The organism is Phycicoccus duodecadis (assembly GCF_002846495.1).
Classification (GTDB): Bacteria; Actinomycetota; Actinomycetes; order Actinomycetales; family Dermatophilaceae; genus Phycicoccus; species Phycicoccus duodecadis.
Window position 1 is genome coordinate 1984374 of the sequence record NZ_PJNE01000001.1, and the last position, 25843, is coordinate 2010216.

Annotated in this window: 30 protein-coding genes and 2 tRNA genes; 13 read left to right on the forward strand and 19 right to left on the reverse strand. The window is 74.3% G+C overall.

Going from position 1 to position 25843, the window contains the following annotated elements; translation table 11 throughout:
• Window positions 1-104: 104 nt before the first annotated feature.
• From ATL31_RS09290 to ATL31_RS09305, 4 genes are all read right to left on the reverse strand, one after another.
• Window positions 105-659: an NADPH-dependent FMN reductase gene (locus ATL31_RS09290; protein ID WP_101395518.1), complete on the reverse strand. Its 555-nt coding sequence runs from the start codon at window positions 657-659 to the stop codon at window positions 105-107.
• Between the two features lie 186 nt (window positions 660-845).
• Window positions 846-1088 carry a biotin synthase auxiliary protein BsaP gene (gene bsaP / locus ATL31_RS09295; RefSeq protein ID WP_245862192.1) on the reverse strand — a complete coding sequence of 81 codons (243 nt, stop codon included), beginning with the start codon at window positions 1086-1088 and terminating at the stop codon, window positions 846-848.
• 8 nt (window positions 1089-1096) lie between these two features.
• The gene (gene bioB, locus ATL31_RS09300) at window positions 1097-2110 is read right to left on the reverse strand and encodes a biotin synthase BioB (RefSeq protein ID WP_101395519.1); all 1014 of its coding nucleotides are present in this window, start codon (window positions 2108-2110) and stop codon (window positions 1097-1099) included.
• A 79-nt stretch (window positions 2111-2189) separates the two neighbouring features.
• The gene (locus tag ATL31_RS09305; protein WP_101395520.1) at window positions 2190-2921 is read right to left on the reverse strand and encodes an AIM24 family protein; all 732 of its coding nucleotides are present in this window, start codon (window positions 2919-2921) and stop codon (window positions 2190-2192) included.
• Window positions 2922-3045: 124 nt separating this feature from the next.
• Between ATL31_RS09305 and ATL31_RS09310 the strand changes: the two genes are divergently transcribed.
• On the forward strand, window positions 3046-3543 hold the full coding sequence (locus ATL31_RS09310; protein ID WP_101395521.1) for a hypothetical protein: 498 nt from the start codon (window positions 3046-3048) through the stop codon (window positions 3541-3543).
• A gap of 12 nt (window positions 3544-3555) precedes the next feature.
• On the opposite strand, the gene ATL31_RS09315 is transcribed toward ATL31_RS09310, so the two are convergent.
• The 5 genes from ATL31_RS09315 to ATL31_RS16865 are packed head-to-tail and all read right to left on the reverse strand — an operon-like array spanning window position 3556 to window position 8784.
• Window positions 3556-4398, reverse strand: coding sequence for a M56 family metallopeptidase (locus ATL31_RS09315; RefSeq protein WP_101395522.1), 843 nt, complete (start codon window positions 4396-4398; stop codon window positions 3556-3558).
• 46 nt (window positions 4399-4444) lie between these two features.
• Window positions 4445-4888 carry a BlaI/MecI/CopY family transcriptional regulator gene (locus ATL31_RS09320; protein WP_101395523.1) on the reverse strand — a complete coding sequence of 148 codons (444 nt, stop codon included), beginning with the start codon at window positions 4886-4888 and terminating at the stop codon, window positions 4445-4447.
• 2 nt (window positions 4889-4890) lie between these two features.
• Window positions 4891-6594 (reverse strand): thiol reductant ABC exporter subunit CydC, encoded by a 1704-nt coding sequence (gene cydC, locus ATL31_RS09325; RefSeq protein WP_101395524.1) that lies wholly within the window; start codon window positions 6592-6594, stop codon window positions 4891-4893.
• On the reverse strand, window positions 6591-8189 hold the full coding sequence (cydD, locus tag ATL31_RS09330) for a thiol reductant ABC exporter subunit CydD (RefSeq protein ID WP_101395525.1): 1599 nt from the start codon (window positions 8187-8189) through the stop codon (window positions 6591-6593). The genes cydC and cydD overlap by 4 nt, the downstream gene beginning before the upstream one ends.
• 10 nt (window positions 8190-8199) lie before the next feature.
• Window positions 8200-8784 (reverse strand): cytochrome d ubiquinol oxidase subunit II, encoded by a 585-nt coding sequence (locus tag ATL31_RS16865; RefSeq protein WP_245862697.1) that lies wholly within the window; start codon window positions 8782-8784, stop codon window positions 8200-8202.
• Between ATL31_RS16865 and ATL31_RS16870 the strand changes: the two genes are divergently transcribed.
• The 3 genes from ATL31_RS16870 to ATL31_RS09345 are packed head-to-tail and all read left to right on the forward strand — an operon-like array spanning window position 8686 to window position 10982.
• Window positions 8686-9201, forward strand: a complete 516-nt coding sequence (locus ATL31_RS16870; protein WP_245862801.1) for a hypothetical protein — start codon at window positions 8686-8688, stop codon at window positions 9199-9201. The two genes, ATL31_RS16865 and ATL31_RS16870, sit on opposite strands and share 99 nt — an antisense overlap.
• Complete coding sequence (locus tag ATL31_RS09340) at window positions 9191-10243, forward strand: acyltransferase family protein (RefSeq protein ID WP_158239823.1); 1053 nt, start codon at window positions 9191-9193, stop codon at window positions 10241-10243. The genes ATL31_RS16870 and ATL31_RS09340 overlap by 11 nt, the downstream gene beginning before the upstream one ends.
• A 10-nt stretch (window positions 10244-10253) precedes the next feature.
• Window positions 10254-10982 carry a class I SAM-dependent methyltransferase gene (locus ATL31_RS09345; RefSeq protein WP_101395528.1) on the forward strand — a complete coding sequence of 243 codons (729 nt, stop codon included), beginning with the start codon at window positions 10254-10256 and terminating at the stop codon, window positions 10980-10982.
• A gap of 7 nt (window positions 10983-10989) precedes the next feature.
• Here the strand turns inward: ATL31_RS09345 and ATL31_RS09350 are convergent, their stop codons facing one another.
• The 6 genes from ATL31_RS09350 to ATL31_RS09375 all read right to left on the reverse strand — a co-directional run bounded on the left by ATL31_RS09350 (window position 10990) and on the right by ATL31_RS09375 (window position 18847).
• Window positions 10990-11952 (reverse strand): NAD-dependent epimerase/dehydratase family protein, encoded by a 963-nt coding sequence (locus ATL31_RS09350; RefSeq protein WP_101395529.1) that lies wholly within the window; start codon window positions 11950-11952, stop codon window positions 10990-10992.
• A complete protein-coding gene (locus tag ATL31_RS09355) occupies window positions 11949-12971 on the reverse strand; it encodes a glycosyltransferase (RefSeq protein ID WP_101395530.1) in 1023 nt (340 codons plus the stop codon). Before ATL31_RS09355 ends, ATL31_RS09350 begins: the two co-directional genes overlap by 4 nt.
• Window positions 12972-13001: 30 nt before the next feature.
• Window positions 13002-14684, reverse strand: a complete 1683-nt coding sequence (gene ettA, locus ATL31_RS09360; RefSeq protein WP_101395531.1) for an energy-dependent translational throttle protein EttA — start codon at window positions 14682-14684, stop codon at window positions 13002-13004.
• A 66-nt stretch (window positions 14685-14750) separates the two neighbouring features.
• Window positions 14751-15314 (reverse strand): single-stranded DNA-binding protein, encoded by a 564-nt coding sequence (locus ATL31_RS09365; RefSeq protein ID WP_101395532.1) that lies wholly within the window; start codon window positions 15312-15314, stop codon window positions 14751-14753.
• A 168-nt stretch (window positions 15315-15482) separates the two neighbouring features.
• Window positions 15483-17144: a GTPase gene (locus ATL31_RS09370; RefSeq protein WP_101395533.1), complete on the reverse strand. Its 1662-nt coding sequence runs from the start codon at window positions 17142-17144 to the stop codon at window positions 15483-15485.
• Window positions 17141-18847 (reverse strand): GTPase family protein, encoded by a 1707-nt coding sequence (locus ATL31_RS09375; protein ID WP_101395534.1) that lies wholly within the window; start codon window positions 18845-18847, stop codon window positions 17141-17143. Before ATL31_RS09375 ends, ATL31_RS09370 begins: the two co-directional genes overlap by 4 nt.
• 129 nt (window positions 18848-18976) lie before the next feature.
• Here ATL31_RS09375 and thpR point away from each other — a divergent pair, with 129 nt between their 5' ends.
• Entirely contained in the window at window positions 18977-19558 is a 582-nt protein-coding gene (gene thpR / locus ATL31_RS09380) for an RNA 2',3'-cyclic phosphodiesterase (protein WP_101395535.1), read from the forward strand.
• Here the strand turns inward: thpR and ATL31_RS09385 are convergent.
• Window positions 19536-19964, reverse strand: coding sequence for an RbsD/FucU family protein (locus tag ATL31_RS09385; RefSeq protein WP_158239824.1), 429 nt, complete (start codon window positions 19962-19964; stop codon window positions 19536-19538). The two genes, thpR and ATL31_RS09385, sit on opposite strands and share 23 nt — an antisense overlap.
• A 104-nt stretch (window positions 19965-20068) precedes the next feature.
• On the opposite strand from ATL31_RS09385, the gene ATL31_RS09390 reads away from it, so the two are divergent.
• From ATL31_RS09390 to ATL31_RS09415, 6 genes are all read left to right on the forward strand, one after another.
• Window positions 20069-20142: transfer RNA gene (locus tag ATL31_RS09390), tRNA-Arg, on the forward strand.
• Window positions 20143-20267: 125 nt separating this feature from the next.
• Window positions 20268-20561, forward strand: coding sequence for an addiction module antidote protein (locus ATL31_RS09395; RefSeq protein ID WP_101395537.1), 294 nt, complete (start codon window positions 20268-20270; stop codon window positions 20559-20561).
• Between the two features lie 106 nt (window positions 20562-20667).
• Window positions 20668-20904, forward strand: coding sequence for a hypothetical protein (locus ATL31_RS09400; protein ID WP_101395538.1), 237 nt, complete (start codon window positions 20668-20670; stop codon window positions 20902-20904).
• 11 nt (window positions 20905-20915) lie between these two features.
• Window positions 20916-21158, forward strand: a complete 243-nt coding sequence (locus ATL31_RS09405; protein WP_101395539.1) for a hypothetical protein — start codon at window positions 20916-20918, stop codon at window positions 21156-21158.
• 125 nt (window positions 21159-21283) lie between these two features.
• Window positions 21284-21517, forward strand: coding sequence for a YlcI/YnfO family protein (locus tag ATL31_RS09410; protein ID WP_101395540.1), 234 nt, complete (start codon window positions 21284-21286; stop codon window positions 21515-21517).
• 4 nt (window positions 21518-21521) lie between these two features.
• Window positions 21522-21836 carry a type II toxin-antitoxin system PemK/MazF family toxin gene (locus ATL31_RS09415; protein WP_101395541.1) on the forward strand — a complete coding sequence of 105 codons (315 nt, stop codon included), beginning with the start codon at window positions 21522-21524 and terminating at the stop codon, window positions 21834-21836.
• 73 nt (window positions 21837-21909) lie between these two features.
• On the opposite strand, the gene ATL31_RS09420 is transcribed toward ATL31_RS09415, so the two are convergent.
• From ATL31_RS09420 to ATL31_RS09430, 3 genes are all read right to left on the reverse strand, one after another.
• Window positions 21910-22401: a WapI family immunity protein gene (locus ATL31_RS09420; protein WP_101395542.1), complete on the reverse strand. Its 492-nt coding sequence runs from the start codon at window positions 22399-22401 to the stop codon at window positions 21910-21912.
• Between the two features lie 89 nt (window positions 22402-22490).
• Window positions 22491-23708: a M20 metallopeptidase family protein gene (locus ATL31_RS09425; protein WP_101395543.1), complete on the reverse strand. Its 1218-nt coding sequence runs from the start codon at window positions 23706-23708 to the stop codon at window positions 22491-22493.
• Window position 23709: 1 nt separating this feature from the next.
• A complete protein-coding gene (locus ATL31_RS09430) occupies window positions 23710-24870 on the reverse strand; it encodes a PrsW family intramembrane metalloprotease (protein ID WP_245862195.1) in 1161 nt (386 codons plus the stop codon).
• 61 nt (window positions 24871-24931) lie between these two features.
• On the opposite strand from ATL31_RS09430, the gene orn reads away from it, so the two are divergent.
• Together orn and ATL31_RS09440 are read left to right on the forward strand one after the other, a co-directional pair.
• Window positions 24932-25645 (forward strand): oligoribonuclease, encoded by a 714-nt coding sequence (orn, locus tag ATL31_RS09435; protein ID WP_425440326.1) that lies wholly within the window; start codon window positions 24932-24934, stop codon window positions 25643-25645.
• A gap of 63 nt (window positions 25646-25708) precedes the next feature.
• Window positions 25709-25784: transfer RNA gene (locus ATL31_RS09440), tRNA-His, on the forward strand.
• Window positions 25785-25843 lie beyond the last annotated feature (59 nt).

The following is a 25843-nucleotide window of genomic DNA, read 5'->3' on the forward strand; positions in this document are numbered from 1 at the left end:
GCCCGCGCGTCCGCCGGATGACTGTCGAGTGGCCAGGACACTCCGACGGTCCGCGGCTGGCATCCGCGTGTCCTGGCCCCTCGACTCGTGGAGGGAGGCGTGCGTCAGGCGGCCGAGCGGGCGTCCTCGACCGTGCCGGCGAGCCGCCGCACGAGGGTGCGCAGGGCGGCGTCGAGGTCGGCGTCCGAGAGCCGGCCCTCCTCGAAGGCCTGGAACGAGGCCCCGACGCCCACGGTGTCCTCGAGCACCGCGGCGCCCGCCACGGTGAGGACCTTCACGCCCTCCTCGCGGGCCCACTGGGCGGCGCGCGGCGAACCGCTGGCACCGAGGACGGCGGCGGGCTTGCCGGCGATGGCGGCCGCGCCGCGCGGGCGCGAGACCCAGTCGACGGCGTTCTTGAGGGCGCTCGGCATCGAGCCGTTGTACTCGGGGGTGACCAGCAGCAGGGCGTCGGCGTCGGCGACCGCCTCGCGCAGGTCGCGGGCGACCTGGGGCAGCGCGTCGTCGTGGTCGAGCTCCTCGGAGTAGTGCGGGAGGTCGGCGAGCCGCTCGAACACGGTCGACTCCACGCCCTGGGGGAGGTGTGCGACGGCGGCGTCGGCGAGCTGGCGGTTCGTGGAGCCGGCGCGCAGGCTGCCGACGAGGACGAGGACGTTCACAGGGACTCCTGGGGGAAGGTCGGGGGCCGGGGGCGGTCGACACTGACCTCGTGGTTGAACAGTCAACCATTCGCCGGCATTCCCGACGCGCGCTCACCCCGAACGTGTGTGAAAAGCCTCTGGATGCCGGGGGTTTTCACACACGTTCGCGCGGAGGCAAGGGGGAGGGTGCTGGGGGGAGGGGGCTCAGCGCCAGGTGGAGCGCTCGACGCTGCCGTGCCGGCTGCAGGTGGCCGTCCACGTCCCCGGCGTCACCTGCACGACCATCCGGCGGCGGCAGTGCACGCAGAAGCGCGGCGGCTCGAGCTCGGCCCGCCGCGCGCACCCCGCGTGGTCGCCGTCGTCCCGGGCCAGCCCGCACTGGCCGCACCACACCCCGGGGTCGCCGGCCCGCGCCACCGGCTCGTGCGCCCCCGCGTCGGCGAACACCAGCGCGCTCAGAACGTCTCGTTGAGGGCCTTGATCGGCATCTCGAGCTCGTCGAGCAGCGCCAGGTCCTCACGAGGGTCGCGCCCCAGCGTCGTCAGGTAGTTGCCCACGATGACGGCGTTGATGCCGCCGAGCAGCCCGTCCCGCGTCCCGAGGTCGCCGAGGGTCAGCTCGCGACCGCCGGCGTAGCGCAGGATGGTGCGGGGCAGCGCCAGCCGGAAGGCCGCGATGGTGCGCAGCGCGTCGTTGGCGGGCATCGGCTCGAGGTCGCCGAACGGCGTCCCCGGCCGGGGGTTGAGGAAGTTCAGCGGCACCTCGTGCGGCTCGAGCTCGCCCAGCTGCGCGGCCAGCTCGGCGCGCTGCTCGACCGTCTCGCCCATCCCGACGAGGCCGCCGCAGCACAGCTCCATCCCGGAGTCCTTGACCATGCGGCAGGTCTCGAGGCGCTCGTCGAACGAGTGCGTGGTGACGACGTTCGGGAAGTACGAGCGGCCGGCCTCGAGGTTGTGGTTGTAGCGGTGCACGCCCATGTCGACGAGCTCGTCGACCTGCTCCTGGGTCAGCATCCCCAGCGACGCGGCGACCTGGATGTCGACGGCGGCGCGGATGGCGGCGACGCCCTCGCGCATCTGCTGCATCAGCTTCTCGTCGGGCCCGCGCACGGCGGCGACGATGCAGAACTCGCTGGCCCCGGTGGCGGCGGTCTGCTTCGCGGCGCGCACGAGCTCGGGGATGTTGAGCCAGACGGAGCGCACCGGTGAGGTGAACTGCCCGCTCTGCGAACAGAAGTGGCAGTCCTCGGGGCAGCCGCCGGTCTTGAGCGACACGATGCCCTCGACCTCGACGCTCGGGCCCTGGTACTTCAGGCGCACCTCGTGGGCCAGCGCCAACAGGTCCTGGAGGCGGTCGTCGCCGGTCTCGAGCACCGCCACGATCTGCTCGTGGGTGAGCGCGACCCCGCGCTCGAGCACCTGCTCGCGCGCGACGTCGAGGATGTCGGTTCCGGTCACCTGAGCCGTCATGGGCTCGATTGTGGCAGCCCGGGGCGCGGCGCCCGACGTCCGCCCTCGCCGGTCCGGTGGGCGGACGCCGGCGGGCGGGTCAGGAGAGGAGCTGGCCCAGCATCCCGCCGGGGCCCTGCTGGTTGCCGCCGCCCTGGTGGCCCCCGTCGACGACGTTCTCGCACGGCTGCACCAGCACGTAGCCCTGGCCGCCGAAGGCCATCTGCAGCAGCTCGCCGGTGCCACCGCGGATCATCGAGCCGAGGCCGCCGGTGTCGACGCGCACGTCCATCGAGACCCCGGAGGTCCACAGCACCACGGCCTGGGCGTCGGCGAAGGTCGGCGACGAGGCGACGTCGAGGGCGATGGGGTCGCCCTTGGTGGTGACGGCGACGTAGCCGGTGCCACGCAGCGAGACGTTGTAGAGGCCACCGGTCATCGCGGCGCCCCGGGCCTGGATGCGGTGGATGTCCCACTGGATCGAGCTCGAGAAGGCCAGCACGTTGTTGCCGTTGACCGACACCATGTCGTTCTCGAGGTACATGACCTGCACCTCGGCGGCCTCGTCGGCGACGAACAGCTCGCCGGAGCCGGAGCACTCCATCATCTTCACGCCCTCGCCCGTGACGGCGGCCTTGAACATCTTGCCCAGGCCGCCCGAGCCCTTGTTCGCGAACCGGACGTCGCCCTGGTAGGCCACCATCGAGCCGGTCTTGGCCTGCACCGGGCCGTAGCGCATGTCGATGCGCAGCAGCTTCTTGTTCTGCAGCGAGAACGGGTCCTGGCTGTACTTCTCCTTGAAGTCGGTGAACAGCGAGCCGTGGATGGTCATGGGTGCGACGCCTTCCGTGCGGAGGGGGGTGGGGTCCCACCCCAGGGGGCCAACGCTAGAAGGGACGGCGCCCCCGGCGCTATGGTTCCGGGCACGGACAAGGGTCGGCCCAGGGAGGTCCCCGATGAGCTTCTTCGAACGGGCGAAGGCGGCGGCGAGCGACCTCGCGGCCAAGGCCGACGTCGCGATGTCCAACGCGGGGATCAGCGTCCCCGGCATCGGCGCCGACCGGGCGCTGCGCGACCTCGGGGTCGTGGCCTGGCTGGACGCCACGGGGCGCCCCGTCGCCGAGGCCGACCGCGAGCGGGTCATGGCGACCCTGCGCGAGCTCGAGCAGGGCGGCCGTCTCGGGCCGCTCACCCTGACCCCGCCGCCCACGCCGTACGGCACGCCGCCCCCGCCGCCGGGGGGCACCCCGCCGCCCCCGCCGTACGGAGGCGCACCGGGCGGCCCACCCCCGCCGCCGCCCCCGCCGGGTGGCGTCATGCCGATGCGCGACGAGCCCGCCCCGCCGCCGATGGCCACGCCGCCGGCCGACCCCCGCCCGCCGGTGCCGCCGGCGCCGGGGGAGGAGCCGCCGGCGAACCCCACGCCGCCACCGCCCCCGCCCAGCTGGGCCTGAGCGCGATCCTCGTCAGGCCCAGGCGAGCCCGAGGAGCGCGAGCGGCAGCGCCACCGCCACGACGGCCAGGGCGTAGGCCAGGCTCGCCGTGAGGGGCTGCGAGCCCAGGGCGAGCAGGTGCAGGCGCACCGGCGCCGAGGTGCTCGCCGCCATCGCCACCTCCGGGGCCCGTCCCTCGGCCACCGCCACCAGGGCCCGCGCCGTCGCCACCGCCCCGCTGCGGCGCACGGCCGCACGGTCGGCGAGGGCCTCGACCAGCAGCCGGACCTCGGCCATCGCGGTGCGCGAGCGGAGCCCCGGGGGTACCGACTCGTGCAGCACCGTGAAGAACTCGAGCAGCAGGTCGTGCCGGGCCCGCAGGTGGGCGCGCTCGTGGGCCACCACCGCGGCCAGCTGGTCGTCGGGAAGGGCGTCGAGCACGCCGCGGGTCAGCACCACCCGCGAGCCGCGCCCCGGGATGCAGTAGGCCGTCGGCGTGGGGTGCTGCAGCACGACCAGCCCGTCCCGGTCGTGCTCCCCGAGGATGTCGACGAGCTCGCGGTGCTCGGTGCGGGCCTGGCGGATGCGGGTCCCCACCCGGTGCCCCGACAGCAGGAGGCGACCCAGCACCACCACGGTGACGAGCAGGGCGAGGGCCACCAGCCAGGGGTGCGAGCGCAGGTCGTCGCCCCCGAGGAGCAGCGGCAGCACCGCCGGGGCCACCGAGAGCGCCGCCAGGACGCCGCCGAGGGAGACCGCCTGCCAGGCCACCAGGGCGGCCCGCGGTGCCGGCCGGAGACGGCGCTGGCGGGCGAGGAGGCCGGGCGCCAGCCAGACCAGCGCGACGGCCACCCCGGCGAGGGCGAGCGGGACCACGGCCCCATGGTGGCAGCCCCGGGCGCCGGGGCCCAGGATCGGCCCGTCAGCGCCGGGAGCGCGCGCCGCGGGTGGCGGGCCCGTCACCGCGGGCCTCGACCTCGGCCAGGGCGGCCTTGAGGTCGGCGAGCTCGTCGGTGCTGGCGCCGTCGAGGAAGTGCAGCAGCGCCGAGCGGCGGTCGGTGACGTCCATGTCGTCGAGGGTGCGGCGCATGGTGCGCGCGGTGAGGGCCTCACGGGTGTCGGCGGGCAGGTAGCGCCACGCGCGCCCGTCGCGCTCGCGGGTGACCAGGTCCTTCTTGGCCAGGCGGTCGAGCACCGTCATCACCGTCGTGTAGGCGATCTCGCGGTCCTTCTCGAGGGTCTCGTGGACCTCGCGGACGGTGACGCCGGCGAACCCGTCGCCGCCGGCCACGGTGCTCTCCCAGAGGCGGTCCATGACGACCCGCTCGAGGTCGCCGAGGCGGGGGGCGTTGGCCGAGTGCGGCATGGCTACTCCTGGTCGGGTCGGGACGACGGGTGGCTCCCGAGGTCGAGGACGTGGTCGAAGCGGCCCAGCGCCTCGGGCCGGTGGCTCACGAGGACGACCGCACGGTCGCGGGTGGCGTCCAGGACATCATCGAGCACGGCGGTGGCCGTGGCGTCGTCGAGGTGCGCGGTGGGTTCGTCGAGGAGGACGACGGCGCGCTCGGCCAGCACGGCGCGCGCGATGCCGAGCCGGGTGCGCTCGCCGCCCGAGACGCCGCGGCCGCCGGTGCCGAGCCGCGTGTCGAGCCCGTCGGGGAGCTCGGTCAGCCAGGGCGCGAGGCCGGCCAGCGCGAGGGCGTGGCGGAGCGCGCCGTCGTCGGCGTCGGGGCGGGCCAGCCGGAGGTTCGCGGCCAGGGACCCGGCGAAGACGTGCGGCTCGTCGTCGACCACGGCGACGTCGGCGCGGACGGAGGCCAGGGGGAGGCCGCGCACGTCGACCCCGTCGCGGGTGTGCCGGCCGGCGGTCACGTCGAGCGAGCGGGCGAGGACGGCCAGCAGGGTGCTCTTGCCCGAGCCGTTGGGCCCGACGACGGCGACGTGCCGGCCCGGGCGGAGCTCGAGGTCGGTGGGGGACAGGGCGGGACGCTCGCGGGTCCAGGACGCGGTGGCGGCCTCGAGCCGGACGACCGGCACGCGGCCCGCGGCCCGCGGCTCGGCGCATCCATCCAGGTGCTCCGGACGCCGGGCCGAGGTCGTCGCCGGCGTGGCCGGGTCCCGGACGGCCGGCTGCTGGTCGAGCAGCGCCGTGAGGCGGGCGCTGCTGCCCTGGGCCCGGGCCAGCGCGCGCATGGTGTCGACCAATGGCGCCAGGGCCTCGCCCACGGCCACCGGGACGAGCACCAGCAGCGCCGCGACGGGCGCGCCCACCGCGGCCGGGTCGACCAGCTGCGCCGCCGCCACGGTGGCGGCGGCGGTCCCCAGCGGCAGCAGCGCCGCCACCAGCGCCCGGCCCCGGCTCTGCCGCGCCACCGCTGCCCGCCAGGTGGCGTGCGCGGCGTCGAGCGAGCGCAGGGCGTCCCGCTCGGCGCCGATGGCCCGCAGCTCGCCGGCCTGGCGCGCGACGAGGTCGCCCACCCGGGCCACCTCGGCGCGGGCGGCCAGCAGCTCGTCGCGCGAGCCCGACTCGGCCCGCCACGCGACCGCACAGCCGAGGGCCACGACCACCAGCAGGGCGGCCACGACCATCCCGACGGCGGGGGCGAACCAGGCGGTCAGGGCCGCGGCCGCCAGGCCCGCGAGCGCCCCGGAGACCAGCGGGACGGTGACCCGGACCTGGGCCTCGACCACGTCGGTGAGGTCGTCGACGACACCGTTGAGGACCGCCGACCGCGAGCGACGGCCGAGCCGGGCCGGGGTCAGGGGTACCAGGGCCGCGAACACCGCCACCCGGCGGTCGGCGAGCTCGGCCAGCGCGGCGTCGTGCGAGATCAGCCGCTCGAGGTAGCGGAAGTACGGCCGCGCCATCCCGAAGGCGCGGACCGCGACGATGGCCGCCAGCAGGGTGAGGATGACCGGGCGCTCGCTCGCGCGCACCACGAGCCAGCCGGAGGTCGCGGTCAGCGCGATGCCCGAGGTGGTGGCGGCCCCGCCGAGGAGGCCGCCGAGGACGGTGGCCCGGGTGGGGCGCACCACCGTTGCGGGGTGGGGGGCGGGGGCGAGGGTGCTCATGCCGGCGCCTGCGCTGCCCGGTGGTCGAGGGAGACGTGGCGGTCGGCCAGTGCCACCAGCTCGGGCCGGTGGGTGACCACGAGCACGGCTCGCCGCTCGGCCAGCTCGACCAGCAGGTCGTGGACCGCCGCCGCGCCGGGGCCGTCGAGATGCGCGGTCGGCTCGTCGACCAGCAGCACCGGCGCGGTCGACAGGGAGGCGCGGGCCAGGGCCACCCGGGCCCGCTGGCCGGCCGAGAACCCGACGCCCTCGTCGCCGAGCGGGGTGTCGAGCACGGCCGGCAGGCCGGCCACGAACCCGTCGAGACCCACCCGGCGCAGCGCGGCCCAGAGGTCGGCGTCGGGGGCGTCGTTGCCGAGCCGCAGGGCGTCGCGCACGGTGCCGGCGGGCAGGAACGGGCGCTGGGTGACCAGGTGCGCCCGGCCGGCCCTGACGGTGCCGGCACCCGGGGTGCGCAGGCCCGCGACGAGCTCCAGGACGGTCGACTTGCCGGCGCCCGAGGGCCCGGTCAGGACGGTCAGCCCCGGCCCGGCGTCCAGGTCCAGCCCGCGGAGCACCCGTACGGATGCTCCGGGGTACGAGTACTCGACGCCGCGCAGCCGGACCCCGATCGCGTCGGCCGTCGTGGGGGTCGCGGCCGGTGTCGTGGCCCCGACCGAGGGGGTGGTGAGCTCGTCGAGCGCGTCGGCCACCGCCTCGGCGCCGTCGGCCGCGGCGTGGAACTCGGCCCCGACCCGGCGGATCGGCCAGTAGGCCTCGGGCGCCAGCAGGATGGCGAGCAGGCCGGTGCCGAGGTCGAGCGTGCCGTGGGTGAGCCGGAGCCCGACCGTGACGGCCACGATCGCCACCGAGATCGATGCCAGCAGCTCCAGGGCCGCCGATGACAGGAAGGCCAGGCGCAGCGTGCGCATCGTGGCCCGGCGGTGCGCGCCGCTGACCTCGGCGACGACCTCGACCTGGCGCTCGGCCCGTCCGTATCCCACCAGGGTCGGCAGCCCGCGCACCACGTCCGTGAAGTGGCCCGCGAGCGAGGAGAGCGCCCGCCACCGCCGCTGCGTCTCGTCGCGGGTGGCCGCGCCGATCAGCGCGGCGAAGGCCGGGAGCAGCGGCAGGGTCAGTGCGACCACGAGCGCGCTCACCGGGTCGACCCACACCAGCGCAGCGAGCGCCAGGACCGGCACGACCGCACCCGCCACCAGCGCCGGCAGGAAGCGCGCGGCGTACGGCTCGACGGTGGCGACCCCCTGCCCGGCGAGGGTGGCCCCGCGGTCGGGGTCCGGCCGCCGCTCGGCCGGCACCCGCAGCCAGTGCTCCAGCAGGGCTCGACGCAGCGCGGCCGTGACCTCGACCCCGGCGCGCGCCGCCGACCGCTCGGCCGCCCAGCCCAGCGCCGACCGGGCCCCCAGCAGCGCCACGAGCCACCCGGCCGGAGCGCCCACGGGCGTGCCGTCGACCACCGCGACCACCACGGCCGCGAGGGCGAAGGCGGTGGCCACCGTGGCGACGCCCTGGAGGACGCCGACCACCGCCACCGCCACGACGGGGCGGCGGGCGGCGGGCGCGACGGCCAGGAGGCGCGGGTCGAAGGGCCGCACGGCGCGGACCTCAGCCGACCGCGACCGGCTCGGGGATGTGCTGGGTCCCGATGCGCCGGCGGAAGGCGTAGTAGGTGTAGCCGGTGTAGAGGAGCACGATCGGCGTGAAGACGGCGGCGGCCCAGGTCATGATCTGCAGGGTCATCGGGCTGCTCGAGGCGTTGGCGATGGTGAGCGACCGGCCGCCGTCGAGGGTCGTCGGCATCACGTCCGGGAACAGGGCCAGGAAGTACGTGGCCACCGTCGCGGCGGCCGTGACCGCCGTCCCCGTGAAGGCCCAGCCCTCGCGGCCGCGGGCGTTGGCCGCGACCGCCGCCAGCAGCGCCACCGCGGCGACCACCGTCGTGGCCCACGACCACGCCGACCCGGTGAGCAGGCCGAGCCAGCCGAGGGTCACCACGGCCAGCACGGCGGTGACCGCGCCCAGGGTCGTGCCCAGCCGGCGGGCGTCCTCGCGGATCGTGCCGGTGGTCTTGAGCGCCAGGAAGAACGCGCCGTGGGTCAGCGAGAGGGCCACCACGGTCACCCCGCCCAGCAGTCCGAGGGGGTCCAGGAGGGTGAGCAGCGAGCCGGTGTACTCGAGGTCGCGGTCGATCGGATCAAGCTCGACGCCACCCCTCCGTGGGGCTCGGGGCTGGGCGACGCGTACGTCTACCTCCAGGACAAGACGTTCCTGTTCCACAACTCCTACTGGGCCGCCCTCCAGGAGGGCGGCTGGGTCCTGGCGGGCTTCTACGTGCTGCTCACCGTGGGGCTGGGCGTGAGCCTGCTGCGGACCCGGTCGGCCGGCACCGGCTGGGCGGGAGCGGAGGCCGCGAACGTGGCCGTCCTGGTCTGCGCCCTGAGCCTGGGCGAGGTCTTCGGTGCCGCGACCGCGATGACCGCCCTCGGCGCCGGCCTGCTCGGGGTGATGGCGCGCCGTCGCGCTCTCGCGGCGACCGACGAGGCACCGCTCGCCGCGCCGGCCCCGCCCGGCCCGGCGGTCGCGGATCGGCCCGGTCGTGGCGGATGAGCGGTTCGGTGAGCTCGACGGCCTCCGGGGGCTGGCGGCCCTCGGGGTGGTGGTCTACCACCTGACCGTCGCCTACGACACCGTCGTCGTCGGGGCGCCACCGCCGGCCTTCCGGGCACCGTGGGGCGAGTACGGCGTCGAGCTCTTCTTCCTCATCAGCGGCTTCGTCATCCTGCTCACCGCCCGGCGCGCGCACCGCCCCTCCGACTTCGTCATCTCGCGGCTCTCGCGCCTGTACCCCACGTACTGGCTGGGCCTGGCCGTCACGCTCGTGGTGGTGCTCACGAGCGGGCTCTTCCCCGTGCCGTCGCCGGCCACCGTCGCCGCCAACCTGACGATGGTGCAGCGTTGGGCGCTGGTCGAGAACGTCGACCCGGTCTACTGGACGCTGGCGGTCGAGATGCAGTTCTACGTGGGGGTGTGGCTGCTGCTCCTGCTCGCGCGCCGGCTCGGGACGCGCACCGTGCTGGTCGCGACCGGCGCCTGGGTCGGCGTGGCGCTGGTGGTCGCGGTCCTCGCGGCGCCGCACAGCCATGGCCTCGACCCGCAGGTCGTGGCGACCCCGTGGAAGGTCCTGCTGAACGTCAGCCTCGCGGCCTACGCGCCCCTGTTCGCCACCGGATGCCTGGCCTTCCTGGCCCGACGCGGGGAGGTGTCGTTCCGCTGGCCGCTGGGCGCGGCGGTGGCCGCGGTCGTGGTGACGTTGCTGGTGCGAGGCAGCACCCAGGCCGTCGCCACGGTGGTCGTCTGCGCCCTCTTCCTGGCGGTGGTGGCCCGGCCCCGCACGCCCGTGCTCACGGCCGCGCCGGTGCGCTGGCTCGGGCTGCGCAGCTACTCGCTGTACGTCTGTCACACGGCCATCGGCTACCTGGTGGTGCGCACGCTGACGGGCGCCCTGGGCCGCGACCTGGCGATGGTGGCCGCGCTGGTGGCCGTCCTGGTCGCGGCGGCGGTGTTGCACGAGGTGGGTGAGGTGCGGGGCACGCGGGCGGCCAAGGCGGCCCTCCTGGCCGTGCGCGGGCGGGTGGCGCTGCGCCGATAGGGTTGTGCCCGTGAGTGCGGCCGGAGGACACGGGGGGTCGGCGTCGATCGGCGTCTCCGACTACTGGTGGTACGTCGCCCGCTCCGACCTGCTCGAGTCCTCGCTGCGCCGGTACGTGCGAGGGGCCGGGCTCAGCCTCGACCTCGGCAGCGCCGACGGCCCGAGCGCCGACTGGTTCCGCGAGGCCTCGGGGCGCACCGTGTCGCTCGACATCGACCCGCGCGGGCTGGGCGCCGCCGGCGTGTGCGGCTCGGCGCTGGCCCTGCCCTTCCCCGACGCCACCTTCGACGCGGTGGCGGCCTTCGACGTCATCGAGCACTGCGAGCCCGAGGCCACGGCGCTGGCCGAGGTGTACCGGGTGCTGCGGCCCGGCGGGACCTTCGTGATGTCGGTGCCGTCGTACACGTGGGCCTGGAGCGACTTCGACGTGGCGAACGGCCACCACCGCCGCTACACCCGCGAGCGCGCGACGACGGCGGTCGAGCGGGCCGGCTTCCGGGTCGAGCGCGCCACCTACGGCTTCGCGACCGTCTTCCCGCTCTTCGCCGCCGAACGCCTGGCCCGCAAGGTGGCCCGCCGGCGCGCCGCGGGGCCGGTCGACATCGTCGAGGTGCCGCGGGTCCCCCCGCTGGTCAACGCGGCCCTGGCGCGGATGTGCCGCCTCGACCGCACGGTGCTGCAACGGCGCGACCTGCCGTTCGGCTCGTCGGTGTTCCTCGCGGCCACCCGCGTCGGCTGACCGCCGGTCAGCGGCCGGGGTCGAGCGGGCCACCCGAGACGACCCGCGCGTGCACGTCGGCCGCGGTGGCCGCCAGCCCCGTGGGGAGGGTCGTGACGGCCAGCGCGTCGACCTCGGGCCAGCGCACCGAGCGCAGCCGCAGGTCGAGCACCTGGCCCCGGCCGCCGGGGACGGTCACGGTGCGCAGCGGCCGGTGGAAGACCCGCCGTGCCTCCCCGACCAGCTGGCCGACGGTGACGGGGCGCCCCGAGGCGAGGACCTTGACGGCCGTCGTCCCCGGCGGGGTGTCCCGGGCCAGGGCGACGCAGCGCAGGACCATGGCCGCGACGTCGGCCACGAAGACGTAGTCGCGGATGGTGTCGAGCGAGACGAAGACGGGCAGCGGCCGGGTCGTCGCCGACGACAGGCAGAGCTGGGAGAGCAGGCCCTGCGGCTTGCCGAGCGTCTGCCCCGGGCCGTACACGTTGGCGAGCCGGCCGAGCACCGCGCGCAGCCCCGTGCGCCCGGCCACACCGGTGAGGGCGCGCTCCATGGCCAGCTTGGTCCGGCCGTAGGCGACCAGGGGGGCGACCTCGGTGTCCTCGGAGAACGGCGGCGCGGCCGATCCGGCGTAGAGGCCACCGGCCGAGGAGGCGAGGAAGACGACCCCGTCCTCCCCCGGCTCCACCGTCTCCTCGAGGCGGGCCAGGAAGCGCTCGAAGACCGCCAGCTCGGCGAGCAGGTCGGCCTCGGGCGTGGCGACGACGCCGGCGCCGGCACACCAGGCGAGCACCCACGGGCGGCCTCGGCGCGCGGCCGTGAAGGCGTCGAGGTCGGCGGCCAGGGCGGCGACCGCGCCGTCCTCGTCGCCCCACGGCACCCGCGAGGTCCGCACCTCCCACCCGTCGGTGGCGAACGCCGCCACGACGTGCCGCCCGACCAGGCCGCCGGACCCGACGACCCAGGCGACCGGGTCGAGCCGGTCGGTCACGCGCCGCCGCCGGGGGCGACGTCGTCGCGGCCCAGCGGGCCGTCGCGACGGTCGCGCACGGGCAGGTACAGCGGCTTGCCCATCGCCATGTTGACGGCCATGCCGACGTACTCGGCGATGACCCCGAGCGCGAAGAGGATGGCACCGGTCGCGGCCATCAGCAGCACCATGGTCGAGGTCCACCCGGGGGCGTCCCAGCGGCCCGTGGCGCGCCCGACCAGGAGGACGACCGCGATGACCGGGGCCAGCACGATGGCCGCCGCCCCGGACACGCTGACCCAGCGCAGCGGGGTCGTCCCGCTCGAGAGCACGAGGCGCCAGAAGTGCGACACCAGCCGGTGCAGGTCGTAGCCCGAGGGCCGGTCGCCCTCGCCACGCATCGCGACCGGCACGGTGGCGACCCGGCGGGCCACCCAGGAGATGGCGACGTCGAGATAGATGCCGGGGCCGGCGTAGGCCGCGACCGAGCGCGCCACCTCACCGAGCACCAGCCGGTAGCTGTTGAAGTCGTTCGCCCGGGCGCCCCGGGCGAGCTTGGAGACGAGCCACTTGGCACTGCGGGACGCCAGGTTGCGGGTGGGCCCGTGCGGCGGTGGGTTGGACGGCGCGGCGTAGACCACGTCGGCCTGCTCGCGCATCGCGGTGTCGAGGAGCAGGCCGATGTCCTCGGGGTCGTGCTGGCCGTCCTCGTCGAGGGTGACGACCCACTCGCCGCCGGAGGCCGAGATGCCCGCGAGGGTCGCGGCGTGCTGGCCGAAGTTGCGGCTCAGCCAGACCGGGCGGACCCAGTCGTGCTCGGCGGCCAGCGCGCGGATGACGGCGTCGGAGCCGTCGGGGCCGCAGTCGTCGACGAGCACGAGCTCGTCGACCAGGTACCGGCGCCCGCCCGGCGTGACCCGCGCGGTGGTGGACGCCGCGATCTCGGCGACCAGGGCCGGGAGGGTCCGCGAGCCCTGGTAGACCGGGACGATGACGGAGACCCGGTGGGGCTCGACCGGACGCTCCTCGACGTTCTCCACGCCCGACACCCTAGTGGCGCTGCGTGAGGGTCAGTCGCGGGTCAGCTTGCGGTACGTGACGCGGTGCGGGCGGGCGGCGTCCTCGCCGAGACGCTCGACCTTGTTCGCCTCGTAGGACTCGAAGTTGCCCTCGAACCAGTACCAGCGGGCGGGGTTCTCGGCGGTGCCCTCGTAGGCCAGGATGTGCGTCGCGACGCGGTCGAGGAACCACCGGTCGTGGCTGATGACCACGGCACAGCCGGGGAACTCGAGCAGGGCGTTCTCGAGCGAGCCGAGGGTCTCGACGTCGAGGTCGTTGGTCGGCTCGTCGAGGAGGAGCAGGTTGCCCCCCTCCTTGAGGGTGAGGGCCAGGTTGAGGCGGTTGCGCTCGCCGCCGGAGAGGACGCCGGCCTTCTTCTGCTGGTCGGGGCCCTTGAAGCCGAACTGGCTGACGTACGCGCGGCTCGGGATCTCGACGTGGCCGACGTTGATGTAGTCGTGGCCGCCGGAGACGGTCTCCCAGAGGTTCTTGTTCGGGTCGAGGCCCCCGCGGCTCTGGTCGACGTAGGAGATCTTGACCGTCTCACCGATGTCGACGACGCCGGCGTCGGCCTGCTCGAGGCCCACGATGGTCTTGAACAGGGTGGTCTTGCCGACACCGTTCGGGCCGATGACGCCGACGATGCCGTTGCGCGGCAGGGTGAACGACAGGCCCTCGATGAGCACGCGGTCGCCGAAGCCCTTGCGCAGGTCCTTGACCTCGATGACCTTGCTGCCCAGGCGCGGGCCCGGCGGGATCTGGATCTCCTCGAAGTCGAGCTTGCGGGTGCGGTCGGCCTCGGCGGCCATCTCCTCGTAGCGGGCCAGTCGCGCCTTGGACTTGGTCTGCTTGGCCTTGGCGTTGGAGCGGACCCACTCGAGCTCCTCGGCGAGGCGCTTGGACAGCTTGGCGTCCTTCTTGCCCTGCACCTGGAGGCGAGCCTGCTTCTTCTCGAGGTACGTGGAGTAGTTGCCCTCGTACGGGTAGGCGCGGCCCCGGTCGAGCTCGAGGATCCACTCCGCCACGTTGTCCATGAAGTACCGGTCGTGCGTCACGGCGACGACGGCACCGTGGTAGGCCGCGAGGTGCTGCTCGAGCCACAGCACCGACTCGGCGTCGAGGTGGTTGGTGGGCTCGTCGAGCAGCAGCAGGTCGGGCTTCTGGAGCAGCAGCTTGCACAGCGCCACGCGGCGACGCTCACCACCGGAGAGCACGCTGACGTCGGCGTCCGGCGGCGGGCAGCGCAGGGCGTCCATGGCCTGCTCGAGCTGGGAGTCGAGGTCCCAGGCGTCGGCGGCGTCGATGGCCTCCTGGAGCACGCCCATCTCCGCCATCAGCGCGTCGAAGTCGGCGTCGGGCTCGGCCATCTCGGCGGAGATCTCGTTGTAGCGGTCCAGCTTGGCCTTGATCTCGCCGGCGCCCTCCTCGACGTTGCCGAGGACGGTCTTCTCCTCGTTGAGCTCGGGCTCCTGCATGAGGATCCCGACCGAGAAACCGGGGCTGAGGCGCGCCTCACCGTTGGACGGCTGGTCGAGCCCGGCCATGATCTTCAGCACCGAGGACTTGCCGGCACCGTTGGGACCCACGACGCCGATCTTGGCTCCGGGCAGGAACGAGAGGGTGACCTCGTCGAGGATGACCTTCTCGCCGTGAGCCTTGCGGGCACGCGACATGACGTAGATGAACTCGGGCATGGCCCCAGCGTATCGAGCCGTGGAGCCCCGCCCGAATCCGTCGCTCCGGGCGGGGCCGCCCCGCGCTCAGGCCGCCCGCTCGGAGCCGGTGGGCAGCAGCGGGCCGGTGTCGACCCGCGCGGCCGCCTCGTCGCCCGCGGAGCCACCGAGCGGCACCGACGGGCCCTGCTCGACCACGTACCGGTCGCGGGCGGGGTCGCCGAAACCGGTGTCGCCCAGGTCGGGCAGGCCGGCGGTCGCACCCTCCGACGGCATCGCGGGCGCCAGGTCGCTGTTGCGGGTGTAGACCGTGCTGCCCCAGCGCAGGTCGTGGCCGACGCTGTGCGCGTCCATCTCGACGGCGACCCCGGTGGACCCGTCGGAGCGGGGGTACTGGCGCACCCGGAGCTTGCCGTGCACCACCACCGGGTGGCCCTTGCGCAGGGACCGGGCGGCGTTCTCGCCCAGGCCGCGGAAGACGCTGACGTCGTAGTAGCTGGGGTCGGAGTCGGCCCAGCGGCCCGGCTCGCCGCGCACCTGGTGCCGCTCGGACTGGGCGACGCGGAACTTCGTGAACGGCCCGCCCCGCCCCTCGACGACGACGGGGTCTGCGACCAGCCGCCCCTGCACGGTCGTGATGGTCTCGTACATGGTGTCCTCCCTCCCCGGCCCGACGATCGGCCCGGTGGGACCACGCTCGCGCCGCGCGGTGGCCGCCACAACGGGACCCCGGCGATCTGTGGACGACGACGGACCGGACCCGGCCCTGTGGACGAGGCAGCCCCCTGAGCGGAGGCGGCCGGCATCCGGGCGCAGCGCTCAGACGTCGGCGGCGTGCCGCAGCGCCTCGCGGGTCGCGGCGTGCCGCTCGAGCACCCGCCGCACGGGCGCGACGATCTCGGCGTCGGCGACGGTCTCGATCGACGAACGCAGCCGACGGTCCATCACCACGGCCCGGCGCCGGGCCCCGATGCGGGCCAGCCACGCGGCCAGCGCCGCCAGCAACGGCCCGAGCAGCAGGCCGCCCGCGACCAGCAGGAACGGGATCGGCAGCACCCCCACCGTCGGGGCGTCGGGCACGAGCTGGTCGAGCTGGAGCCATCCGGCCACGACGTAGACCGCGAGCCACACCAGCCCGACGACGGCGGCGGCGGCCAGCACCAGCTGCACCAGCCCCACGGCGCGCCACCACAGGGGCGAGCGCGCGTAGAGGGAGGTACCGACCACGGCCTGGTCGAGCGCGTCGCCGAGGTCGGGGCCGGGCGGGGTCGCGGCGCGGTGCAGCGCCTCGGCCCACGGCGTCGGCAGGTCGGACGCGGCCCGGTCGGCGACCCGCCGGGTGGCGAGCGCGACGGCGGCGCGAGCCGCCGGGCTCGGCGGCGGCAGCGACGAGCGCCCCAGCACCGAGCGCACGTCGGACTCCGTCACCCGTACGTCGCGGCCGTCGAGGCGCAGCCGGCGCAACGGCCGGGCCCGCAGCCGGTGGACCCAGCGGGTGAACGGCCACCCCGTGTCGGCGGCGGCCTCCATCCGGTAGTCGCGCGCCACGGCCTCGACCACGGCGGGCACGCCGGCGCTGCGGGCCAGCGCGTCGAGCAGCTCGGTGCGGGCGGCAGCGTCCACGCCGCCCTCCCCCGTGCCCACGTGCCCCGAGAGCGCCCCGGCCGCCGAGCGCACGTCGGCCGCCAGCCGGGCGCGCGCCATCGTGCGGGTCGCCACGATGTTCGCGAGCCGCTGGCGCAGCTCGTCGACCCCGGCGCCGGTCCGGGCCGAGGTCACCAGGACGGCGGCGCCGGGCATCCCGTCGCGCTCCATCAGACGGACCACGTCGGTGCGGAGACGGTCGACGTCGCCGGGCGCGAGCCGGTCGGCCTGGTTGAGCACCGCCATCGTGACGGCCTCGTGCGAGGACAGGGTGGCGACGTGGTCGTCGTGCAGGCGGGCGTCGGCGTACTTCTGCGGGTCCGCGACCCAGACGAACAGGTCGACCAGCTCGAGGACGCGCAGGGCCTCGACGCGGTGGGCGACCTCCCGGGAGTCGACGTCGGGCAGGTCGAGCAGGACCAGCCCGTCGAGACCGCCGACCTGGGGCCCGGCCTCCTCGGTGACGTGGTGGCGCGACCCGACCCCCAGCCAGTCGAGCAGCTCACCGGCCGGCTCGTGACCCCACACCGCGGCCGTGGGGGTGGAGGTCGTGGGGCGGCGGACCCCGACGGTGGCGACGTCGGCCCCGACCAGGACGTTGAAGAGCGAGGACTTGCCGCTGCCGGTGGCCCCCGCGAGCGCGACGACGGTGTGGCCGCCGACCAGGGCGGTGCGCCGCTCGACCTTCTCGACGACGGCGCGCGCGGCGCGGCGCTCCCGCGCGGGCAGCTGCTCGCCCCCGGCCTCGACCGCGGCGTCCAGCGAGGTCGCCGCGGCCGCCAGGCGCTCGGGTGACACGACGGCGCCCCGGGCGCTGCCCATCCGCAGCGGGCTCATCGGGCGACCTGGGTGAGGCGGGCGGCCGCGGCCTCGAGGCGGCGGGCCTGGTCCTCGGGGGAGACGAGGGCCGAGAGGGCGGTGTCGTAGCGGGCCCGGTCCCGCGCGTACAGCTCCTCGGTGAGGACCAGCAGCCGCTCGCGCGCCTTGGCCGCCATGTCGCGCACGGCCTGGTCGCCGAAAATGGCCTCGAGCACGCGCTGCGCCAGCACCGCGGTGCCGCCGGCGATGCCGACCTCGGCCCCGATCAGGCCGCCGGTCTGGGCGAAGGCGACGAGCATCAGGAACAGCCCGATGGCGTTGACGCCGTAGGCCGCGACGCGCGCGTTGGTGCGCCGCCCCTGACCCTCGGTGCGCACGAGGTCGAACACCTCGCCCTGCCAGGCCCGCACCAGGCGCTCGACCTGGGCCCCGGCCTCGAGCGGCGTGGCGCCGAGCGTGGGGTCGGCGGCCAGCACCGCCGGCCCGCCGGGCAGCCGCCGCCACGAGCGCACGGTCTCGGAGCCGGCCGACTCCAGGCCGTCGAGCACGAGCGCGGCCACCCCGGTGTGCAGCGCCTCACCGAGGGTGTCGACCGGAGCCGGGGTCCCCTTGATGGCGGCGGTGATGCGGTCGCGCCAGCGCGCCACGGTGGACTCGACCTGCCGGAAGAACTCGCCGGTACCGACGAACTCCTGCCAGCGGGCCAGCACCTCGCCGCGCAGCAGGGTGCCGTCGGTCATCCCGTCGGCGACGTGCTTCTGGGCCAGCTCGTAGGCCTCGACGGCCGAGGCCCGCAACGACTCCTCACCGTCGCGCTGGGCCCGGCTGGCGGTGACCAGGGTCCCCACGCGGCCCGAGAGCGAGTCGACGGCGCCGCGCAGGGTCTGGCTGACGACGATGTCGCGGGCCCGGGCGTCACCGGCCAGGGCCTGGAGCCAGTCGCGCAGGCGGCCGAAGGTCCACGCGGGCAGCCGGCCGTCCTCGAGGGCCACCTCGGGGACGCTGAAGATCGGGGCGGTCGGCAGCCGCTGGTCGCGCAGCATCTGGGCCAGGTGCGGGCGGATCTCGTCGACGGCCTCCGGCGGGACCCGGTCGAGCACGATGGCCACGGCGGTGCCGCGGTCGGCGGCGGTTCGCAGCAGGTCCCACGGCACGGCGTCGGCGTAGCGGGCGGCGGTGGTGACGAAGACCCAGAGGTCGGCCGCGGCCAGCAGCTGGGTGGCGAGCTCACGGTTGGCGGACACCACGGAGTCGATGTCCGGGGCGTCGAGCAGGGCGAGACCGGCCGGCAGCGCGGAGGAGGCCGCCAGGCGCACCGTGCCGGGCTGGTCCTCGCCGGTGTCGCGCCCGGTGACCCTGGCCAGGCCCGGCAGGATGCGGTCGTCGGCGAACCAGCGAGCGTCGTCGGGGTGGTGCACCAGCACGGGCGAGGTCGTGGTGGGGCGCAGCACGCCGGGGCGGCTGACGGCCTCCCCGACGACCGAGTTCACCAGGGTCGACTTGCCGGCCCCGGTGGAGCCCCCGACGACCGCCAGCAGAGGCGCCTCGATGGAGCGCAGGCGCGGCAGCACGTAGTCGTCGAGCTGGTCGAGCAGCCCCCTCCGGGCGGCGACCGCCTCGGCGCGGCCGGGCACGTCGAGCGGCAGCACGGCCCGGTCGACCTCGGCGCGGAGCGCCTCGACGGCGGAGACCAGCGCCTCCACGTCACGGTCTGCGCTCACGTCGCACAGCCTAACGAGAGTCTCATCCGTCCCTCACCATTCCCGGGTTTCCGTGGGGTCGGGTCTCCGGCCGCGCGGACGCCGCTGCCGGCCCGGGGCGCCGTCGTACCCCTACGCCATGATGTCCGGATGCGGGCCTTCGTCGCCGTACTGCCCCCCGATGCGGCGGTCGTGGACCTCGACGACTTCCTCGAGCCCCGGCGCGACGTCGAGGGCCCTCGGTGGTCGCCGCCCGGGCAGTGGCACGTGACCCTGGCGTTCCTCGCGGACGTCCCCGAGTACGTCGTCGAGCCCCTGGTCGAGGCGGTCGGGGCCGCGGCGGCGCGGCATCCCCGGTCCCGTCTGGCGCTGGCCGGTGGCGGCTGCTTCCCCGACGTCACGAGCGCCCGGCTCCTCTGGGCCGGGGTCGACGGCGGGGACGCCCTGACCCCGCTCGCCCACGGGGTGCGGATGGCGTGCGCGCACGCCGGCGGCGCCCCCGACGGCGGGCGGTTCCGGCCGCACCTGACCCTGGCCCGCTTCCCGCGTCCGGTCGAGGCGAGCCGATGGGTGCGGGTGCTCGACACCTACCGCGGGCCGTCGTGGGAGGCGGCCGAGGTCGTGGTCGTGCAGTCGCACCTGCCCCGCGAGCGGGGGCACCGGCCGCGGCACGACGTGCTGGCGCGGCTCCCCCTGGGGGCGGGCGGGGTCAGCCCACCACGCCCTTCTTGAGCAGGTAGCAGCTGTAGCCCACGGTCTCGCCGGTCTGCACCATGACCATGGCCGAGGCCGCCCGCTCGTAGAACGTCTGCCGCTCGACCGAGGCGAACCCGATGTCGCGCCCCTCCGCGTCGGCCGCGAGGGCGAGGAAGGCCGCCGTCGGCCCGTTGATCTCGTCGGGACGGTCGTCGACCTCCATCCGCTCGACGGGGTACGGGACGAAGGAGTCGAGCGGGAAGACGGTCAGGATCGCCTCGACCGCGGCGGCGATGTCGCTATCGCGCAGCTCGACCACCGGGACCCGGTAGCGGTGCGCCGGGAAGTTGCGGTCGACGACACCCAGGACGTCGCCGTGCCCCAGGCGGTCGAGCTCGGCGAGCAGCCGGCCGGTGAGGATCGGGTGGATGCCCTTGAGCACGGTGGCCTCCTGTGGTCGGCGTGGGCGGTGCGCTCCGAGCATAGGAGCCCGGGCACCGGGTGGGCGCAGTCCCTAGGATGGCTGCGCCGTCGACCGGGCGGCCGGCCCCCGTAGCTCAGCTGGATAGAGCAAGAGCCTTCTAATCTCTAGGTCGCAGGTTCGAGTCCTGCCGGGGGCGCCGTCGAAAACATGGCCTGACCTGCACAAACAGGAAATCGGATTCCGAAGCGTGCATCAGTCGTGCACTAACGAAGGCTGCTCGTGCGCCAACTCTGTCGTGCCATTGTCAACTACAGTTGACACATGGTCGACGCCTTCTCTCCCTTCGACGCTGCCGACTACCTCTCTGACTTCGATGACGCAGCGGCGTACCTCGAGGCCGTGATCGACGAAGGCGACGACGACCCCGCCCGGATCACCGAGGCGCTGGGAGTTGTCGCACGCTCCGGCAACATCAGCGAGCTCTCCCGACGCGCCGGCATCAGCCGTGAGGGTCTGTACAAGGCACTGTCGGCCGATGGCAACCCCAGCTTCGCCACCGTGCTGAAGTTGTCCCGGGCCCTGGGCCTCCGCGTGCGCTTCGAGTCCATCGAATGACCGAAGGCACCGAGACCCGCGCCACCGTCGGTGGCAATGGCGCGGAAGGGATGGCCATCGTCAACTTAAGGTTGACCCCCGCGAGTTGTCAGCCTAGGGTTGACGCGTGCGGGTGACGGACTCAGCGTTCAAGCACGGCATCGCCGAAGCCGACATCCTGCACGCCTACGCAAATGCCGTGCGACTAGTGGAGGTCGAGCAGTACGGCGAGGACCGGCTCATCGTCATCGGGCCCGACCGGGCAGGCAACTGGTTGGAGCTGGTGGCCGTGCCGGCCGACGAGGCCGACCGGATCATCCACGCGGACCGGCTGCGACCGAAGTTCTACGAATTCCTGAATTGAGGTGATCTGACATGGCAACCACGAACATCAACGAGGTCGAGAACATGCTCGACAACCTCGATCCCTCGACGGTCAAGGCCCGCGATGCGGTGCACTTCCGGCGGATCATCGCGGCCCAAGACGGTGTTGCTCGCGCCGATCGCGAGCTTCACGACGCGGTCCGCGCCGCCCGCGAAGCCGGGGACTCCTGGCTGAGTATTGGAATGGCCTTGGGCGTAACCAAGCAGGCCGCCCAAAAGCGGTTCGGACGCTGACGGGGCAACGGGCGACCACGCCGTCCACTGCCGAAAATCGTCCCGCCCAACCAGCTGTCACAGCACTGTCCGCGGCATGAGCGCGAGCATCCCATTACGGGATGCATTGGAGTATCCTTGGTCGCATGAGCACGCAGATCGCAGTCCGCCTTCCCGACGAGATGGTCGCTTTCCTGGACCGCAGCGTGGCGACCGGCAAGGCGCCGAGCAGAGCCGCGCTGGTGGCTTCGGCAGTGGAACGCGAGATGCGTCGCCTGGCTGCCGAGCAGGACGCGCAGATCCTTCGCACCCAGGGTGCTGCAGATGAGCTCGACGACCTGGTCGAGTGGACCGGCACGCACGCCGTGCTCGAGGACTGATCGGGTGCGAGAGATCTGTTTGGTCCGCCTCGACAAGACGCGGCCGGCGCTCGTCCTGACGCGGGAAGCTGCTCGGGGCGCGATGACCAAAGTGACCGTTGCCCCGATCACCAGCACCATCAAGGGCCTGTCCAGCGAGGTCCTGGTGGGGCCTGACAACGGGTTGGATCACGACTGCGCGGTGTCCCTGGACAATGTCCTCACCGTCCCAGTAGATGCACTCGGACGCACCGTCGGGTATCTCAGCGGCGAAAAAGAAGCGCAGCTAGCCCGTGCCGTGGTGTTGGCCTACGACCTCGAGGTAGCCCTACTCGACTAGGGCCGAAGAAGCGCGCGACCTGCGGCAGGACCGGAAGATGCACGCTTGGCGGAGCGGACGCGAATGGGTCCAGTCAGCGAGCCGGAAAGGCCGCCAAGTCGGCGGCCAAAGCGTCAGCTGCGGACTGCGCTTCCGCTTCGCGCACGTTCAGAGGGACAAAGAAGTCGAACAGGTCGAGGTCTCGATCTTCACGGAGCCGAGGGGGCAGAGATTCGAGCGAGAAGTGCACACGAAGGGTCACCCTCGCCTGGCTCCTAGCTGCCAGGCTGAACGCGAGGTTGGGCTCAGTGAAGACCTGAAGACGCTCCTCATCGTCGTCGCTCGGAAAGGCTGACGGCTGCACGCTGCCGTCGGCGACTTGACGCAGCCAGTCGACCAACGACGACACCTCCCACGTCGTCAGACAAGGGTCACGAAAGGACCAGCTCTCGCCGGTGGCAAGCCGAACGGCACCCTCGACAATCAGCCAGTTCGCGTCCCAGTCACCCGGTGTTGTCATCGCCGGGAACTGGTAGCCGTCCATTCGGATCCGGACCTCCGAGCCGTCAGTCGAAGTGAGTCGCATGAGGCCAAACGTACAGACGCCTTCCGTCCGCTCATCGGCATGAGCGGACGTTTCCGACCATCGGCACCCGCCGTTGCGAGCCGGGCGGCTCAGGCGCCGTCGGCGAGCATCCGGGTGCGCCGCAGCGCCAGCTCGGCCAGGGCGGCGGCGACGTCCGGCACCACCGCGTCGTCGAACGCGGCGCGCGGTGAGTGGTTGTCCTCGGCCCGGGTGTGGTCCTCGAGCGCGCACGCCGACACGTTGAGGTAGCACCCCGGCACCTCCTCGAGGACGAACGACATGTCCTCGGAGCCCGCTTCGGGGTTGACCATGTCGACCCAGCGGTCGGCGCCGAACAGGTCGGCCACCACGCCCTGGGCGAAGGCGAACTCGCCCTCGTCGTTGACCGTGACGGGGTAGCCGTTGCCGATGGTGACCTCGGCGCTCAGCCCGTGGCCCGACGCGATGCCCTGGGCCACCTCGGTGACGATCCGGTGCGCGAGCTCGCGGTGCTCGCGCGAGAAGGTCCGCAGGGTCGCCTCGATCACGGCGTCGTCCGGGATGATGTTGTCCTTGGTGCCGGCCGCGATCCGACCGACGGTGAGCACCACCGGGTCCCACACGCTGAAGCGCCGGGTCACCGCGGTGTGGAAGGCCAGCACGATCTCGCAGGCCACCGGCACGGGGTCCTGGGCGCGCTCGGGCGCCGACCCGTGGCCGCCCACCCCGCGCACCACCACGTGCACCTCGTCCGCGGCGGCCATCAGCGGCCCGGGACGCCCGAACCACGTCCCTCGCGGGTGGTCGGCCGAGTACACGTGCACCGCGTACGCGGCATCCACCCGCCGCCCGGCCGCCTCCAGCAGACCCTCGGCGATCATCGGCTCGGCGCCGCCGGGGCCCTCCTCGGCCGGCTGGAACATCAGCACCACGTCACCGACCAGCTCGTCGCGCCGCTCGGCCAGGATGCGCGCCGCCCCGACCAGCCCCGCCACGTGAAGGTCGTGCCCGCACGCGTGCATCCGCCCCTCGCGCTCGGAGCGGTAGTCGACGTCGACCTCCTCGGTGACCGGGAGGCCGTCCATGTCGCCGCGCAGCAGCACCACCGGCCGCTCCCCCTCGTGCGGCGCACGCCCGCGCAGCACGCCGACGACCGAGCTCAGCCCGCGCCCGGTGCTCACCTCGAGGTCGAGCCCGGCCAGCGCCTCGAGCACCACGGCCTGGGTCTCGGGCAGGTCGAGGCCCAGCTCGGGGGTGCGGTGCAGCCGGCGCCGCAGCTCGATGAGCTCGGGGCCGATCCGGCCGGCGATCTCGACGGACGTGCTCATGTCATCCCACTCTCATTCCGGCGAACTCGCCGCGGCGCGCACTGAGCGCCCCCAGCAGCTCGCGCTCCTGCGCCAGCGCCTGGCGGTCGGCGGCGTCGTGGTGCATGCGGCGGCGCAGCAGCGCCAGCTCGCTCGCGGTGTCCTGGAAGGCGCGCATGGCCTTGAGTCCTTGAGGGCCGGCGTTGGCGCGCGCCCACATCCGGGCCTCGCGGCGGCGGCCCATCGACGAGAGCATCGCGACCTCGCCGGGCGAGATCCAGCCGGTGTCGGCGTAGGGGCGCAGGAACAGCCCGATGAGGCGGCCCTCGCGGCGGCGCGCCCACACGACGAACCCGACGAAGGCGAGGAACACCGGCACCTCGACCAGCAGGTAGACGGTGACCAGCCCGTTGCCGCCGGTGACCGCGGCCAGGTTCCACAGGGCGTGCGCCAGCACGGCCAGCACGTACCCCGCGAGCGGCGCCAGCACCTTGGGCAGCCAGCTGCGGCTCGTCGCGGCCACGCCGATGCCGACCCCGGTGAGCACGGTGAACATCGGGTGGGCGAAGGGCGAGAAGAGGCAGCGGACCACGAAGGTCGCGGTCAGGCCCTGGCGCCCGCCCTCGGTGTAGGCCTGCGCCAGGTACTGGATGTTCTCGGTGAACGCGAACCCGGCCGCGCAGACGCCCGCGTACACCATCCCGTCGGTGACGCCGTCGAACTCGCGGCGCAGCACCAGCCAGACCAGCAGCACCAGGGCGCCCTTGAGGGCCTCCTCGACCACGGGCGCCACGAGGACCGCCGTGGTGGTGAGCGCGGCGGTGGGGTCGGTGGTGTTCTGCAGCACCAGGATCGCGCTGGTGTTGAACAGGGCCGCGACGATGGCCGCGACGAGCGCCCCCCACAGGAAGGCCCCCACGAGGTAGCGCGTGGGCTCGGACTCGAAGCGGTCGAGCCAGACGAACGTCGGCAGGACGATGCCCAGCGGGATGACGGCCACGGCGAGCGCCAGCAGCGCGGTCTGCACCCCGAAGGTGGCGCCCAGGTAGGCCGAGACCACCAGCGCCGCGACGAGGAAGCCGACCCCCGCGACCCCGGTGAGCACCCACGAGCGCAGCGCCGACCGGGTGGTGGGGTCGCGGCGCGCCACGACGCCGGCCGTCCTCCCCAGGTCCCCGCTCACGGAGGTGAACCCTAGCGCCCGGCGCGCCGGATCGCCCGGCCCCACCCGCGCTCGGCCTAGCATGGCGCGCATGTCCACCCCCAGCGACCGCGCGCACACCGACCGCATCGTCTGGATCGACTGCGAGATGACCGGCCTCTCCCTCGAGTACGACGCGCTCGTCGAGGTCGCCGCCCTCGTCACCGACTTCGAGCTCACCGTGCTCGGGGACGGGGTCGACGTCGTCATCCGTCCGCCCGACGCCGCGCTGACGCAGATGAACGACTTCGTCCGGTCGATGCACACGACCTCCGGCCTCCTCGACGAGCTCGCCGAGGGGACCACGATGGAGGATGCCGAGGCGCGCGTCCTCGAGTACGTGCGCGCGTGGGCGCCCGAGGCGGGCAAGGCGCCGCTCGGTGGCAACACCGTCGCGACCGACCGGGCCTTCCTGGCGCGGGACATGCCGGGCCTCGAGAGCCACCTGCACTACCGGATCATCGACGTCTCCTCCATCAAGGAGCTGTCGCGGCGCTGGTACCCGCGGGCGTACTTCTCGGCCCCCACCAAGAGCGGGGGGCACCGGGCCCTGGCCGACATCCGCGAGTCCATCGCGGAGCTGCGGTACTACCGCGGCGCGGTCTTCGTCGACCCGCCCGGCCGCCCCACCGACGACCTGCGGGCGCTGGCCGCCCGGCACGTCGTCGACCACGGCGGGGCCAGGACCGCTGCCGTGGCCGCCGGTGACGCCGAGGACGGCACCGCCGGGGACGGCGTCCCGAGCACCCCTTCGTAACTAGTACGATGGTCCGCGCTGCGGGCGCAGCACCACTTTCCGTGGGTGGCAGTGCCCGTCGTGGTGGGCGTAGCTCAGCTGGTAGAGCATCGCGTTGTGGTCGCGAGGGTCGCGGGTTCAAGTCCCGTCGCTCACCCCACGCACGTCGAGCCCCCGGCCCGGTCTAGGGTCGGGGGCTCGTCGCGTCCCCGGCTTTGC